The following is a 13526-nucleotide window of genomic DNA, read 5'->3' as shown; positions in this document are numbered from 1 at the left end:
CGTAACACGCGAGTCGTTGGATACGTATGGAACCGGGAGCGACTTTGCTCGCGGGGCCCTCCACCCAGATGTTCTCCTCAGGAGGATGACCAGACGAAGGGAGAAGCCATATGCGCTTCGAGATCATGCGACTCGACGAGCTGGACGGCACGCCCGTGGACAGCACCGTCGTGGACGCCGCCTCCGTCAACCGGATCGTTCAGCAGGCTGCCGCCACAGGGCAGCGACTCTGGATCCGCCCGGCCGACACCACGGCCTCGTAACACGCGCGGATCGACGCAAGCTTCAGGGCCCCGCACGGCACGATGCCGTACGGGGCCCTTTGGTGTGTCCGGGAGTCCGAGGGCCTCAGCTTCCCCGAATGACCTGGGTGACGCCGTTGATGATCTGCTGGACGGCGATCGCGGAGAGCATCATGCCCGCGAGCCGGGTCACGAGGACCACTCCCCCGTCCTTGATGACCCGGATGATCAGCAGCGAGTACCGCATCACGAGCCACAGCACCACATGGATGGCGAGGATCGCCGTCCACACGGACACCTGACTGCCGACGCTGTCGGCCTTCTGCACGGCGAGGATGACGGAGACGATCGCGCCCGGCCCGGCGAGCAGCGGCATCCCGAGCGGGACGAGGGCGACGTTCACGTCCTTGGTCTGCTGCGGCTCGTCCGTCTTGCCGGTGAGCAGGTCGAGGGCGATGAGCAGGAGCAGCAGACCGCCGGCGATCATCAGCGCCGGGATCGAGACATGCAGATAGTCGAGGATCTGGTGGCCGAGGAGGCCGAACACCGCGATGACCCCGCCCGCCACGCAGACGGCCTGGAACGCCATCCGCCGTTGCACCTTGGCGGGGCGCCCGGCGGTGAGCGCGAGGAAGATCGGGGTGATCCCGGGGGGATCCATGATCACGAACAGGGTGAGGAAGAGCGAGCCGAAGACGGCGACGTCGAACATGGGTGAGCTGTGCCTTGCGCAGGGGCGTGCCGCCGTGACCGGCCGCCCGCGAGGCGGGCAGGGGTGGGCACGGCGGACGGCGCCGGGTGGATCGGACGGGCGGGTGAGGGTGCTCAGACTCCGCCGGTACCGGGGACGGGGAACGCGCCGGTGGCCCGTCGCGTGATCTCGCCGTAGACCTCGGGGTCGGTCGTGTACTCGCCGAGGACGCAGGTCTTGCGGCTGCCGTGGTAGTCGCTGGAGCCCGTGGTCAGCAGCCCGAGCTCCTGGGCGAGTCCGCGCAGCCGCGCGCGGGTGCCGGGGTCGTGGTCCATGTGGTCGACCTCGATGCCGTCGAGTCCGGCCGCGGCCAGCTCGGCGATCGTGGACTCCGGGACCGTACGGCCGCGCTTGCTCGCGGCGGGGTGGGCGAAGACGGTGACGCCTCCGGCGGCCTTGACCAGCCGGACGGCCTCGAAGGGGTCCGTCTCGTGCTTCTCCACATGAGCCCGGCCGCCGTCGGCCAGCCAGTCCTTGGTGAAGGCCTCGTCCACGGACGGTACGACACCGAGCTCGACGAGCGCGGAGGCGACGTGCGGGCGGCCGACCGAGCCGCCGCCGGCGATCCGGCTCACCTGCTCCCAGGTGACGGGCACGCCCAGCGCGTTCAGCTTGGCGACCATGCCCTTGGCCCGCGGCACCCGGTCGTCGCGCACCAGCTCGCGCTCGGCGAGCAGGGCGGGCTCCTCGGGGTCGAAGAGGTAGGCCAGCAGATGCATGCTGATGCCGTCGACCCGGCAGGACAGCTCCGCGCCGGTGACGAGCGTGAGCCCCTCGGGCAGCGCGGCGATCGCCTCGGCGTAGCCGCGGGTCGTGTCGTGGTCGGTGAGGGCCACGACGTCCAGCCCTGCCTCGGCGGCGTGACGCACCAGCTCGGCGGGGGTGTCCGTGCCGTCGGACGCGGTGGAGTGGGTGTGCAGGTCGATACGCACGACGCGGACTCCAGTCGGGACGGCACGGAAGGGACCGCACAAGGATAGCCGTATTTCCGGACCCGCCTGTCACACCCGTACGGCCCCGGCGCCCCCTACATGGGACGGGCGTCTACGGTTCGAGCAGGCGCGGGGAGAGCGCCCCGCAGGGCACCAGCTCCACCTCGGCCCCGGCGTCCCGCAGATCGGTGAGCACGAGTTCGTCGTACATCAGCAGGCCGGACTGCTCGGGCCAGACGACGGCCCACACCCACATCCCGAGCGCCTCGCCGGCGAAGACGGCGCGGTCGTCGGGGGTGCCGGAGACATGCCACAGCGGGGTCGGGCGGCCGGCGGCGAGCACCTTGGCCTGCGGCGGCTTCTCGACGTCGATGTACGAACCCGGGTCGGGTCCGTCGATCCCGGCGTAGCGGGCGCCGAGGCCGACGCCGAGCTCCTCGGCGACGAGGATCAGCTCGCCCATGCCGCCGAGCGGTCCGGGACCCGAGCAGGCGACGGCGCTCGCGCGTCCGCCGCTGCGGTCGTCGCCCGCGCTCGCGACGCCGGTGAACAGCCATCCGATCGGCAGCGGCCAGGGCATCCACACGGGCACCCGCGTGCGGTGCACGACCACGCCGAGCGCCTCGACACTGGGCGGGATCACGGGCTGCACCGGATGCACGGTGCCGTGCACGTCACACTGCCAGGTGTCGGCGAAGAGTCCGGGAGCCCTGACCCGGCCACCACACTTCGGGCAACTGGGTTCGCCCCTCATAGGCCCCCACGGTCCTACCCCTTCCGCCCCACGTCAAGGACGATCACCCGTCCGGACGGAAACACGGGGAGCGCGAGGATTTAGATGTAGCTTGCATTAATTAGACTAGCTAACCTAATCTGTGCAGGTACCACCGACTGCTTCCCGTCCTGATTGGAGAACGGCATGGACCCCCTCGACGCGGGATCCGGCGGCATCCTCCGGCAGCCCAAGGCCGTCTGGGCGACCGCCGGCGCGTCCGTCGTCGCCTTCATGGGCATCGGGCTCGTCGACCCGATCCTGCCGTCCATCGCGAGCGGCCTGGACGCCACGCCCGGCCAGGTCTCGCTGCTCTTCACCTCGTACTTCCTGATCACCGCCGTGGCGATGCTGCTCACCGGCTTCGTCTCCAGCCGAATCGGCGGTCGTAAGACGCTGCTGCTCGGTCTCGCGCTGGTCGTCGTCTTCGCCGGGCTCTCCGGCACCTCCGGCTCCGTCGGGGAACTGGTCGGCTTCCGGGCCGGCTGGGGCCTGGGCAACGCGCTCTTCGTGTCCACCGCCCTCGCGGTGATCGTCGGAGCGGCGGCCGGTGGCAGCGCGGCGGCGATCCTGCTGTACGAGTCCGCCCTCGGCCTGGGCATGGCGTGCGGGCCGCTGCTGGGCGCGCTGCTCGGCGACGCCAGCTGGCGCTACCCGTTCTTCGGCACCGCGTTCCTGATGGCCGTCGGCTTCCTGTGCATCGCGGCGTTCCTCAAGGAACAGCCCCGGCCGGCCCGCAGGACCTCGCTCCTGGACCCGGTCAAGGCACTCGGCCACGGCGGTCTGGCATCCGTGGCGGCCTCGGCGTTCTTCTACAACTACACGTTCTTCACCGTGCTGGCCTTCACCCCGTTCGTGCTGGACATGAGCCCGTACCGGTCGGGTGCGGTGTTCTTCGCCTGGGGCGTGCTGCTCGCCGTGTTCTCGGTGATCGTGGCACCGCGTCTGCAGAAGCGGTTCGGCTCGCTGCGGGTGCTCGGCGGCTCGCTCGTGCTGCTCGCGGCGGACGTCCTCGTACTCGGCTACGGCGACCACACGACCGCGGTCGTCTGCACCGTCCTGTCGGGCGCCTTCATCGGAGTGAACAACACCGTCTACACGGAACTGGCCCTCGGCGTGTCGGACGCGCCGCGCCCGGTGGCCAGCGCGGGCTACAACTTCGTCCGCTGGTTCGCGGCGGCCGCGGCACCGTTCTTCGCCCCGCGGATCGAGGAGTGGACCGGCAGCCTCCGGATCCCCTTCGTGGTGGCGGCCGTCACGGCGGTGGCGGGCGCGCTGGTGGTCCTCGTGCGCCGCGCGGCGCTCACGCTCCGGGCCGAGGAGGCCGCGCCCCGGCACGCGACCCGGGACGGTGTCGGCGTCTTCGTCAACTGACGCTATCCGGCCACCGGTTGGTGAGATCGCTCACGTCAGCGGGACGGACGCGCGGGTGGGGTCCCGCAGGTCCGTCCCGTGCGTCAGCCAGCGCTCCTGGAGGGCCTGGGCGCCGTGCACACGCTTCCAGGCGGCCTCGTTCGGCGTCATCGGGAGCAGCGGCAGGAAGCTCACCGGGTCGAGGGGCGCGTCGAGCTCCAGGTCCTCGACGAGGCCGCCCGGCTCGGCGACCAGCACCGAGGTGAACGGGGCGCCGGGCCACAGCGGTTCACCGACGTCCAGGGAGGCGCCGGGCGCCACGACGACACCCTCCACCTGCGGGGACGCGGCGAGCACGGCGAGCGGGCGGAGCACCTTGTCGGTGTCGGTGACGCCGGCGCGCACGGAGAGGACCAGCTCGGCGCGGGGGCCCTTGACGGGGTCGGCGACCACGGCCGTCGGGTCCGCCATGGGGTGCGCGGACATGCCGAGGGTGGCGTAGCGGACGATGTCGCCCTCCTGGAAGCGGAGCACCTCGATGCGGTCCGTGCCGAGGAAGGTGACCGCCGCGCGTGCGTCCGGTTCGCCGAGGGCGGTGCGCAGCCGGGCCTCTACCAGGGGAAGAACATCAGCCATGCGCCGAGCATAGAACTCGTCAGGACGCGGCAAAGCAGCGCCTTGACACTTCAGTCGGCTGATACTCTTGCCCGGTGTTCGGGCAGCGCGCAGAGGCATCGCGAACGAGTCCCGACGCCTGAATACTCCCGAACGGGGAACCCCTAGGGGTATGGAACGTCCCTCACGAGGGACCGGCCGGAGGAGGTGGGGCTGTCATGGATCGAAGTCGACCGTGCAGTACCACTCGCTCTTCCCGCCGTTGATGTAGCTGGCTCGGCTGTTCCGGCTCCGGCTGACCGCCGCCTTTCACGCTCGTGTTCCTGACGCGGAAGAGCACTTCGTTTCGCTTTGCCTGATCGTCTGATCTGTTTCAGCAACGAAGCCCATCACCGCAACGGTGCGGTGCTCCCCGCTTTGTGGACGTACCAAACATCCTGAGGTCAGGACGTCCTCATTCCGGGCAGTTCCACCCGTGCCGCGGTTCGCACGCGCTTCGTTGCCCGTCGCGAAGGAGCCTGCTCATGTCGATGATCCGCGACCTGCGTGCCGTGGTCCGTCCGTCCCGCATCTCGCTGCGCAAGGACAGCGGCCCGTACGAGACCACCCGCGACCCCGCGACGCCCTCCGCCGTCGTCGACTGCGCCGTCTACCGCGACGGCGCCCGTGTACCCGTCACGACCCCGCTCACGCCGCACGAGGCGATGCGCCAGGTGCGCCGCGACGGCGGCTTCGTCTGGATCGGGCTGCACGAGCCCACCGAGGCCGAATTCGCCGGGATCGCCAGTGAGTTCGGGCTGCATCCGCTGGCCGTCGAGGACGCCGTGCAGGCCCACCAGCGACCCAAGCTGGAGCGCTACGACGACACCCTGTTCACCGTGTTCAAGACGGTCCACTACGTCGAGCACGACCGGCTCACCGCCAACAGCGAGGTCGTGGCGACCGGCGAGGTGATGTGCTTCACCGGCCGGGACTTCTTCATCACCGTCCGGCACGGCGGCCAGGGCTCGCTGCGGGCCCTGCGGCACCGCCTCCAGGACGACCCCGAGCTGCTCGCCAAGGGCCCGTCCGCGGTGCTGCACGCCATCGCCGACCATGTGGTGGACGGATACATCGCGGTCGCCGACGCCGTGCAGGACGACATCGACGAGGTCGAGACCGAGGTCTTCTCGCCGGGCCGCAAGGGCGCGCCGCGCGGCACGGACGCCGGCCGGATCTACCAACTCAAGCGCGAGGTGCTGGAGTTCAAGCGGGCGGTGTCGCCGCTGCTGCGTCCGATGCAGCTGCTGAGCGAGCGGCCGATGCGGCTGATCGACCCCGACATCCAGAAGTACTTCCGGGACGTCGCCGACCACGTGGCGCGTGTGCACGAGCAGGTCATCGGCTTCGACGAGCTGCTGAACTCGATCCTCCAGGCCAACCTCGCGCAGGCGTCCGTCGCGCAGAACGAGGACATGCGCAAGATCACCTCCTGGGCGGCGATCATCGCCGTCCCGACGATGGTCTGCGGGGTGTACGGCATGAACTTCGACTACATGCCGGAGACCCACTGGAAGTACGGCTACCCGGTGATCATGAGCGTCACGGTCGCCATCTGTCTGGGCATCCACCGCACGCTCAAGCGCAACGGCTGGCTCTGATCCGGCCGGGCCCCGCTGGATAGGCTTGGGCCATGACAAGCGAGCTGCTCGACCAGGCCCTCGTCGAGGAGGCCACGAAGAAGTCCGGCCTCGTCTGGGTCGCGGCGCCCGGGGTCCCGGCCCGCGCGTTGTGGCATGTGTGGCACGAGGGTGCCGCGTGTGTCGTGGGCGACGGCCCCGGCGAGCAGCCGCTGCCGGGTCTGACCGACGGGGCCACCGTCGAGGTCACCGTGCGCAGCAAGGACAAGGGCGGCCGGCTGGTCTCATGGCCGGCCCGGGTCGTGGAGCTGGCGGCGCGGACCGAGGCGTGGGAGGCCGCGGTCGCCGACCTCAAGGGCAAGCGGCTGAACGCCCCGGACGGTGAGGCGATGCCGGAGCGCTGGGCGCGCGAGTGCCGGGTGCTGCGCCTGGAGCCGGCCGGTGCGCCGGCCCCGCTGCCCGACGGCTCCCTCGCGGAGGTCCCCGTGCCGACCCCGGCGACGACCCGCCGGCCGATCCCCGCCGGCCTGCCCCGCCTTCTCGCCAAGCGCCGCAAGCGCGGCTAGCGGCACGTCAGGACGACGGCAGCTGCTTGCCGTAGTCCACGGTGTCGTCCTTGTTCGGCTTCTGCAGCGGGAAGTCCTTGCCCCACGCCGAGAAGGTGAGGGTGCCGGCGCCGCCCGCGCGGGTCAGCAGCAGCGGGTAGGGCTTGCCCTCCAGGGAGACGTCCAGGGTGCCGCCGTCCCCGCCGTCGCCGGAGAGCCGGATCGTCTTCAGGCCCGCCTGCTCGTGGTGCCCGTCCGTGGTCACCTCGCCGTGCAGCGCGAGCAGCCCGTCGAACAGCACGTCCTTCTCGGTGAAGCCGCTGAACTTCTTGTACGCCGGGTCGCCCTGCGGGACCTTCACATACTTGCCGTCCAGCTTGTCGACGGCCGCTGCGTCCGTCCTGCCGTCGGTGCCGGCGTCGCTCCAGAAGCCGGCGTCGGCCTTCAGGAACAGCTGCTCGCCGAGGCGCAGCAGATGGAACGTGGACCCCTGGGCGGTGACCGATCCGGTCGCCCCGTCGGCTTTCAGCCGCATATCGAGTTTGTAGGTGCGTCCGCTGGTGACCACGTTCCCCGAGAGGTGCACGGCCTGGGCGGAGTCGGCGGCGGCCCGGGTCTTGCGCTGGATCTCGGCCGGCGGCAGCTTGCCGACCCCGTTCGTCCCCGCGTCGGGGTCCTCGCTGCTGCATCCCGTCAGCCCCGCCGCCGACACGAGAAGGGCGCACATGGCGGACACCAGCGCGGCCTTGCGGGAGCGGCCGTGGGGAATCGCGGTCACAGGTGGGGCTGCCTTTCTGTCGTGGGACCCGAGCGGCGTACGGCAGCGTACCGGGGCGTCGGGGCCTGGGCGGAGTCAGTCCGTCCGGACCGCTCACCAGGGCGGACCGGATCCGGACGGGCTAGCCTGAAGCCCACCCGAGCGGGCAATTCGGAAAGGGCGCCCCCGGCGCGGCACCCCGCCACAGCAGCATCAGCAATTCGGCCGACCCGCACGCAGAGGAGCCTCAGTCATGGCAGCCGGCGCCCCCCGGATCTTCGTCTCGCACCTCGCCGGTGTCGCCGTGTTCGACCCGAACGGCGACCAGGTGGGCCGGGTGCGGGACCTGGTCGTCATGCTGCGGGTCGGCCGGCGCCCGCCGCGGCTGCTCGGCCTGGTCGTCGAACTGTCCACGCGCCGCCGGATCTTCCTGCCGATGACCCGTGTGACCAGCATCGAGTCCGGCCAGGTCATCACCACCGGGGTGCTCAACGTCCGCCGCTTCGAGCAGCGGCCCACCGAGCGCCTCGTCTTCGGCGAGCTGCTCGACCGGCGCGTCAAGCTGGTCGAGACCGACGAGGAGGTCACCGTCCTGGACCTGTCGGTGCAGCAGCTGCCCGCCCGCCGGGACTGGGAGATCGACAAGGTGTTCGTCCGCAAGGGCGGTCGCGGCGGCGCCTTCCGGCGGGCCAAGGGCGAGTCGCTGACGGTCGAGTGGTCGGCCGTCACCGGGTTCTCCCTGGAGGAGCAGGGCCAGGGCGCGGAGAACCTGCTGGCCACGTTCGAACAGCTGCGCCCCGCCGACCTCGCCAATGTGCTGCACCACCTCTCCCCCAAGCGCCGGGCCGAGGTCGCCGCCGCCCTGGACGACGACCGCCTCGCCGATGTGCTGGAGGAGCTGCCGGAGGACGACCAGATCGAGATCCTCGGCAAGCTGAAGCAGGAGCGGGCCGCCGACGTCCTGGAGGCCATGGATCCCGACGACGCGGCCGACCTGCTGGGCGAGCTGCCCCCGGACGAGCAGGAGCGGCTGCTGAACCTGATGCAGCCCTCGGACGCGGCCGACATGCGCCGTCTGATGGCGTACGAGGAGCACACGGCGGGCGGTCTGATGACGACCGAGCCGATCATCCTGCGGCCCGACGCCACCGTCGCCGACGCCCTGGCCCGCATCCGGCACCCCGACCTGTCCCCCGCCCTGGCCGCGCAGGTCTACGTGTGCCGCCCGCCCGACGAGACGCCCACCGGCAAGTACCTCGGCACGGTCCACTTCCAGCGGCTGCTGCGCGACCCGCCGTACACCCTGGTCAGCTCGATGGTCGACGAGGCGCTGGAGGCCCTGGAGCCGGACGCGACGCTGCCGGTCGTCGCCGGGTTCTTCGCCACGTACGACATGGTCGCGGCGCCCGTCGTGGACGACTCGGGGTCGCTGCTGGGCGCGGTCACCGTGGACGACGTCCTGGACCACATGCTGCCCGACGACTGGCGGGAGACCGAGTTCCACCTGGAGGACGACTCCGGCAAGGGGGTGGGCGCCGATGGCTCCTGAGCGCGAGGGCGGACGGGAGCGCGCGGCGGCGGGCGCGACCGCCGCCGGACGGGGACCGCGGACCCGGCTGGACCAGCCGCGCCCGCCGCGCCGCCGCATCCTGCCCGAGTGGGACCCGGACGCGTTCGGGCGGCTGTCGGAGCGGATCGCGCGGTTCATCGGCACCGGGCGGTTCCTGGTGTGGATGACCGTCGTGATCATCGTGTGGGTGCTGTGGAACATCGCGGCACCCAGCGAGCTGCGCTTCGACGAGTACCCGTTCATCTTCCTGACCCTGGCCCTGTCCCTGCAGGCGTCGTACGCGGCCCCGCTGATCCTGCTCGCGCAGAACCGGCAGGACGACCGGGACCGGGTCAACCTCGAACAGGACCGCAAGCAGAACGAGCGGTCGATCGCCGACACCGAGTACCTGACGCGCGAGATCGCGGCGCTGCGGGTCAACCTGGGCGAGGTCGCCACCCGCGACTGGATGCGCTCCGAGCTGCAGGACCTGGTGAAGGAGCTGGACGCGCACCGCAACGGGCACCATGATCGCGGTGTATTCCCGGCGGAACGGTCGCCGGGACGTGACGTAGACGACCGCTGACGGCCTTACCGGGGCGAGGCTACCGGGCCGTACCATCGTCCTTATGGCTACGGAAGACGCGGTGCGCGAGGCACTGGCGACGGTGAACGACCCCGAGATCAACCGCCCCATCACCGAACTGGGGATGGTCAAGTCGGTGGAGATCGGCGCGGACGGTGCGGTCGCGGTCACGGTGTACCTGACGGTCTCCGGCTGCCCGATGCGCGAGACGATCACCCAGCGCGTGACGGACGCCGTCGCCGCGGTCGAGGGGGTCGCCCGGGTCGACGTCACCCTCGACGTGATGAGCGACGAGCAGCGCAAGGAGCTGGCGAACGCCCTGCGCGGCGGCCAGGCCGAGCGCGAGGTCCCCTTCGCCAAGCCGGGCAGTCTGACCCGCGTGTACGCGGTCGCCTCCGGCAAGGGCGGCGTCGGCAAGTCCTCGGTCACGGTCAACCTGGCCGCCGCCATGGCCGCCGACGGCCTCAAGGTGGGCGTGGTCGACGCCGACATCTACGGCCACAGCGTGCCGCGCATGCTGGGCGCCGACGGGCGGCCCACCCAGGTCGAGAACATGATCATGCCGCCGTCGGCGAACGGCGTGAAGGTCATCTCCATCGGCATGTTCACCCCGGGCAACGCGCCGGTGGTGTGGCGCGGCCCGATGCTGCACCGCGCGCTCCAGCAGTTCCTCGCCGACGTCTACTGGGGCGACCTCGACGTCCTCCTCCTGGACCTGCCGCCGGGCACCGGCGACATCGCGATCTCGGTCGCGCAACTGGTCCCGAACGCCGAGATCCTGGTGGTGACGACCCCGCAGCAGGCCGCGGCCGAGGTCGCCGAGCGGGCCGGCTCCATCGCCGTGCAGACCCACCAGAAGATCGTCGGCGTGGTCGAGAACATGTCGGGTCTGCCCTGCCCGCACTGCGGCGAGATGGTCGACGTGTTCGGCACCGGCGGCGGCCAGACGGTCGCCGACGGCCTGACCCGCACCACCGGCACCAACGTCCCGGTCCTCGGCAGCATCCCGATCGACGTCCGCCTGCGCGAGGGCGGCGACGAGGGCAAGCCGGTCGTCCTGAGCGACCCGGACTCCCCGGCCGGCGCGGCCCTGCGCTCGATCGCGGGCAAGCTGGGCGGCCGCCAGCGCGGCCTGTCGGGCCTGTCGCTGGGGATCACGCCGAAGAACAAGTTCTGAGGTTACTGACCCGCCCTCAGGGGCGGGTACGCATGACGAAGGGGCGCCGCGGATCATGCGGCGCCCCTTCCTCGTGCCGTGTCAGGCGTAGGACGCGATGTCCTTGATCATGGCGAAGCCCAGGCCGTACGCGCTCATGCCGCGGCCGTACGCGCCCACGTGGACGCCCTCCTGGGTGGAGCCGGCGAGCACCCAGCCGAACTCGGACTCCCGGTAGTGGAACGGGGTCGGCACCCCGTCCACGGGGAGGGACAGCGTCGACCAGTCCGGTCCGTCGAGGTCGTCGGCCAGCGCCCAGGCCGTCTCGGTCTGCTGGTCCAGCCAGTCGTCCCGCAGCGAGTGGTCCATCTGCCCCGGCCAGGTGAAGGACAGCAGTCCCACGCCGGCCAGCCAGGCCGCCGAGGAGACCGAGGTGGCCTCCAGCAGGCCCGTGCCGTCGGCGCTGCGGCGGGACGGGTTGGCGGCCACGGTCACCACCACCGCGAACTTCTCGCGGCCTTCCGAGGCCTCGTTGAGCACGGACGGTTCGTCGCCGTGCCCGATCGAACCGTGCTCCACGGCCCCGTCGGCCGCCATGCCGACCTGCATCAGCCAGCGCGGCCCCGTGAACGCCTCGTCGAGGCCGTACCAGGGGAAGGGCGCCAGCAGATAGCCGTCGACCGTGCGCCGGGCGGAGAGGACCTGCCGGCCGCTCTCCTCGGTCGTTTCCTCCGCGACCGCCCGACTCGTCGTCTGACTCGTCGTCTCCATGTGCCCGGACGCCTCCTCGCTCTCGCCGGACCAGCCCGGCCCGCCCCCCTTCGGGCGGCGGTCCCTTGTGGGTACGGTCCGCACAACAACTCGGCAGCATATCCACACGATTGCCGGCAGCCGGGGAGCCGCCCGGCGCGCGAGGCGCGCGGAAGGCGGGTTCAGGCCGTGAACGGCCTCGGGCGGAGTATGAGAAGCGTCACGTGCGGGCGGGGCCGCCGGGCCGCTCAGGTGGCGTCGGCGTCGTACGGCGGGTGCTCGACGCGCGGGGTCTCCGGCTTCTTCGTCATGTCGATACGGCCGCCCGCCGACGGGGCCGGCGTCGGCGGCTCGGTCTCCCGGCCGTGGACGGCGTCGGTGACCTCGGCCATCTCCTTCTTCAGGTCGAAGCCGTTGCGGATCTCCTTCAGCCCCAGTTCCTCGTTGTCCAGCTGCTTGCGGATGAAGGTCTTGGGGTTGAGGTCCTCGAACTCGAAGTCCTTGAACTCCGGGCCGAGTTCCTTGCGGATGTCCTGCTTGGCACCCTCGGAGAACTCGCGGATCTTGCGGATCGTCCGCGTGACGTCCTGGATGACCTTGGGGAGCTTGTCCGGACCGAAGACGAGCACGGCGAGGACGATCAGCGTCACCAGCTCGAGCGGTCCTATGTCATTGAACACCTGAAGCTCCTTGCGATGTCCTCGGTCCTCGGCCCTCGGTGGTCGCTTGCGGGTCTTTCCGTGGTCCGGGCCGCCCCCACGTTACCCGTCCATCCCCTACGACCGGTACTGTCCCGGCCCTTCCGGGTCGGCCCGGTGTGCGGGTCAGCGTCCGCTGGACGAGCCCAGCGTCAGCTTCAGCGTGATCTCCTTGCCGCCGCGCTTCAGGGTCAGTTCGAGGCGGTCGCCGGGGCGGTGGGCGCGGGTCTTGATGATCAGTTCCTCGCCGGAGTGCACACGGGCCCCGTCGATCTCGGTGATGACGTCACCGGGCTTGATGCCCGCCTTGGCGCCGGGCCCGCCCTTGGTGACGGCCGGGCCGCCGTCGCTGCCCTTGCTGCCGACCCGGGCGCCGTCGCCGGCGTACTCCATGTCGAGGGTGACGCCGATCACCGGGTGGGTGGCCTTGCCGGTCTCGATCAGTTCTTCGGCGACACGCTTGGCCTGGTTGACCGGGATGGCGAAGCCGAGGCCGATGGAGCCGGCCTGACCTCCGTCCGGCTCGGCGCCGCTGCCCGCGGAACGGATGGCGGAGTTGATGCCGACGACCCGGCCGGCGCCGTCGAGCAGGGGGCCGCCGGAGTTGCCCGGGTTGATGGGCGCGTCGGTCTGGAGCGCGTCGACGTACGACACGTCGCTGCCGTCCCCGCTCTCGCCGCCGGCGGTGATGGGCCGCTGCTTGGCGCTGATGATGCCGGAGGTGACGGTGCCTTCGAGGTCGAACGGGGCGCCGATCGCGACGACCGGGTCGCCGACCTGGACGTTCTCGGAGTTGCCGAGCGGCAGGGGCCGCAGTCCGCCGACGCCCTTGACCTTGACGACCGCGAGGTCGTAGCCGCTGTCCCGGCCCACGACCTTCGCCTCGGCGGTGTCGCCGCTGTGGAAGGTCACGGATATCTCGCCGTCCTCGCCCGCGGGTTCGACGACGTGGTTGTTGGTCAGGATGTGGCCTCGCTCGTCCAGGACGAACCCGGTGCCGGTGCCCTGCTCCGAACCGCCGCTCACATGCAGGGTGACGACGCTGGGCAGGGCGCGGGCGGCGATCCCGGCGACGCTGTCGGCGGCCCGGTCGGGCGACTCGACGCCGGCCTGCGGCAGCTCGACGGTGTCCAGCCCGCCGTTGCGCTCGAGGTACGTCCCCAGCACCCCGCCGACGCCGCCGGAGACGAGGGCGATCACC

15 protein-coding genes are annotated in these 13526 nt (G+C 71.2%); 7 read left to right on the top strand and 8 right to left on the bottom strand.

What is annotated here, in order from left to right; all coding sequences use genetic code 11:
* The first annotated feature begins 110 nt into the window (after positions 1 to 110).
* Positions 111 to 263, top strand: coding sequence for a hypothetical protein (locus KBY32_RS03830; RefSeq protein ID WP_107096745.1), 153 nt, complete (start codon positions 111 to 113; stop codon positions 261 to 263).
* Between the two features lie 85 nt (positions 264 to 348).
* On the opposite strand, the gene KBY32_RS03825 is transcribed toward KBY32_RS03830, so the two are convergent.
* The 3 genes from KBY32_RS03825 to KBY32_RS03815 form a co-directional block, all read right to left on the bottom strand.
* On the bottom strand, positions 349 to 954 hold the full coding sequence (locus KBY32_RS03825) for a MarC family protein (RefSeq protein WP_055621885.1): 606 nt from the start codon (positions 952 to 954) through the stop codon (positions 349 to 351).
* 113 nt (positions 955 to 1067) lie between these two features.
* Positions 1068 to 1925, bottom strand: a complete 858-nt coding sequence (locus KBY32_RS03820) for a PHP domain-containing protein (protein ID WP_210978893.1) — start codon at positions 1923 to 1925, stop codon at positions 1068 to 1070.
* Positions 1926 to 2037: 112 nt separating this feature from the next.
* Entirely contained in the window at positions 2038 to 2679 is a 642-nt protein-coding gene (locus KBY32_RS03815; protein WP_055621883.1) for a DUF6758 family protein, read from the bottom strand.
* Between the two features lie 165 nt (positions 2680 to 2844).
* On the opposite strand from KBY32_RS03815, the gene KBY32_RS03810 reads away from it, so the two are divergent.
* Positions 2845 to 4071, top strand: coding sequence for an MFS transporter (locus KBY32_RS03810; protein WP_210978892.1), 1227 nt, complete (start codon positions 2845 to 2847; stop codon positions 4069 to 4071).
* A gap of 30 nt (positions 4072 to 4101) precedes the next feature.
* Here KBY32_RS03810 and KBY32_RS03805 read toward each other — a convergent pair whose 3' ends face one another.
* Positions 4102 to 4686 (bottom strand): suppressor of fused domain protein, encoded by a 585-nt coding sequence (locus KBY32_RS03805; RefSeq protein WP_055621881.1) that lies wholly within the window; start codon positions 4684 to 4686, stop codon positions 4102 to 4104.
* A 503-nt stretch (positions 4687 to 5189) separates the two neighbouring features.
* Between KBY32_RS03805 and KBY32_RS03800 the strand changes: the two genes are divergently transcribed.
* Both KBY32_RS03800 and KBY32_RS03795 read left to right on the top strand, forming a co-directional pair.
* Complete coding sequence (locus tag KBY32_RS03800) at positions 5190 to 6305, top strand: magnesium and cobalt transport protein CorA (protein WP_055621880.1); 1116 nt, start codon at positions 5190 to 5192, stop codon at positions 6303 to 6305.
* Between the two features lie 32 nt (positions 6306 to 6337).
* Positions 6338 to 6850, top strand: a complete 513-nt coding sequence (locus KBY32_RS03795; RefSeq protein WP_210978891.1) for a hypothetical protein — start codon at positions 6338 to 6340, stop codon at positions 6848 to 6850.
* Positions 6851 to 6857: 7 nt separating this feature from the next.
* Here KBY32_RS03795 and KBY32_RS03790 read toward each other — a convergent pair whose 3' ends face one another.
* Complete coding sequence (locus KBY32_RS03790; protein ID WP_210978890.1) at positions 6858 to 7607, bottom strand: hypothetical protein; 750 nt, start codon at positions 7605 to 7607, stop codon at positions 6858 to 6860.
* Between the two features lie 232 nt (positions 7608 to 7839).
* On the opposite strand from KBY32_RS03790, the gene KBY32_RS03785 reads away from it, so the two are divergent.
* From KBY32_RS03785 to KBY32_RS03775, 3 genes are read left to right on the top strand one after another with little or no spacing between them, the layout of a single operon-like run.
* Positions 7840 to 9135 carry a magnesium transporter MgtE N-terminal domain-containing protein gene (locus KBY32_RS03785; RefSeq protein WP_210978889.1) on the top strand — a complete coding sequence of 432 codons (1296 nt, stop codon included), beginning with the start codon at positions 7840 to 7842 and terminating at the stop codon, positions 9133 to 9135.
* Complete coding sequence (locus KBY32_RS03780; RefSeq protein WP_210978888.1) at positions 9125 to 9721, top strand: DUF1003 domain-containing protein; 597 nt, start codon at positions 9125 to 9127, stop codon at positions 9719 to 9721. Before KBY32_RS03785 ends, KBY32_RS03780 begins: the two co-directional genes overlap by 11 nt.
* Before the next feature lie 43 nt (positions 9722 to 9764).
* Positions 9765 to 10898: an Mrp/NBP35 family ATP-binding protein gene (locus KBY32_RS03775; RefSeq protein WP_210978887.1), complete on the top strand. Its 1134-nt coding sequence runs from the start codon at positions 9765 to 9767 to the stop codon at positions 10896 to 10898.
* Positions 10899 to 10979: 81 nt separating this feature from the next.
* On the opposite strand, the gene KBY32_RS03770 is transcribed toward KBY32_RS03775, so the two are convergent.
* From KBY32_RS03770 to KBY32_RS03760, 3 genes are all read right to left on the bottom strand, one after another.
* Positions 10980 to 11648 (bottom strand): hypothetical protein, encoded by a 669-nt coding sequence (locus tag KBY32_RS03770; protein ID WP_055621874.1) that lies wholly within the window; start codon positions 11646 to 11648, stop codon positions 10980 to 10982.
* Between the two features lie 227 nt (positions 11649 to 11875).
* Positions 11876 to 12307 carry a sec-independent translocase gene (locus KBY32_RS03765; protein WP_055621873.1) on the bottom strand — a complete coding sequence of 144 codons (432 nt, stop codon included), beginning with the start codon at positions 12305 to 12307 and terminating at the stop codon, positions 11876 to 11878.
* A 144-nt stretch (positions 12308 to 12451) separates the two neighbouring features.
* The coding region (locus tag KBY32_RS03760; RefSeq protein WP_210978886.1) for a S1C family serine protease at positions 12452 to 13526 on the bottom strand (1075 nt) is incomplete at its 5' end.

Source organism: Streptomyces sp. RK62 (assembly GCF_018070255.1).
Lineage (GTDB): Bacteria > Actinomycetota > Actinomycetes > Streptomycetales > Streptomycetaceae > Streptomyces > Streptomyces nigra.
Note: the sequence above shows the minus strand (reverse complement) of the source record. Positions and strands in the feature narration are given on the sequence as shown.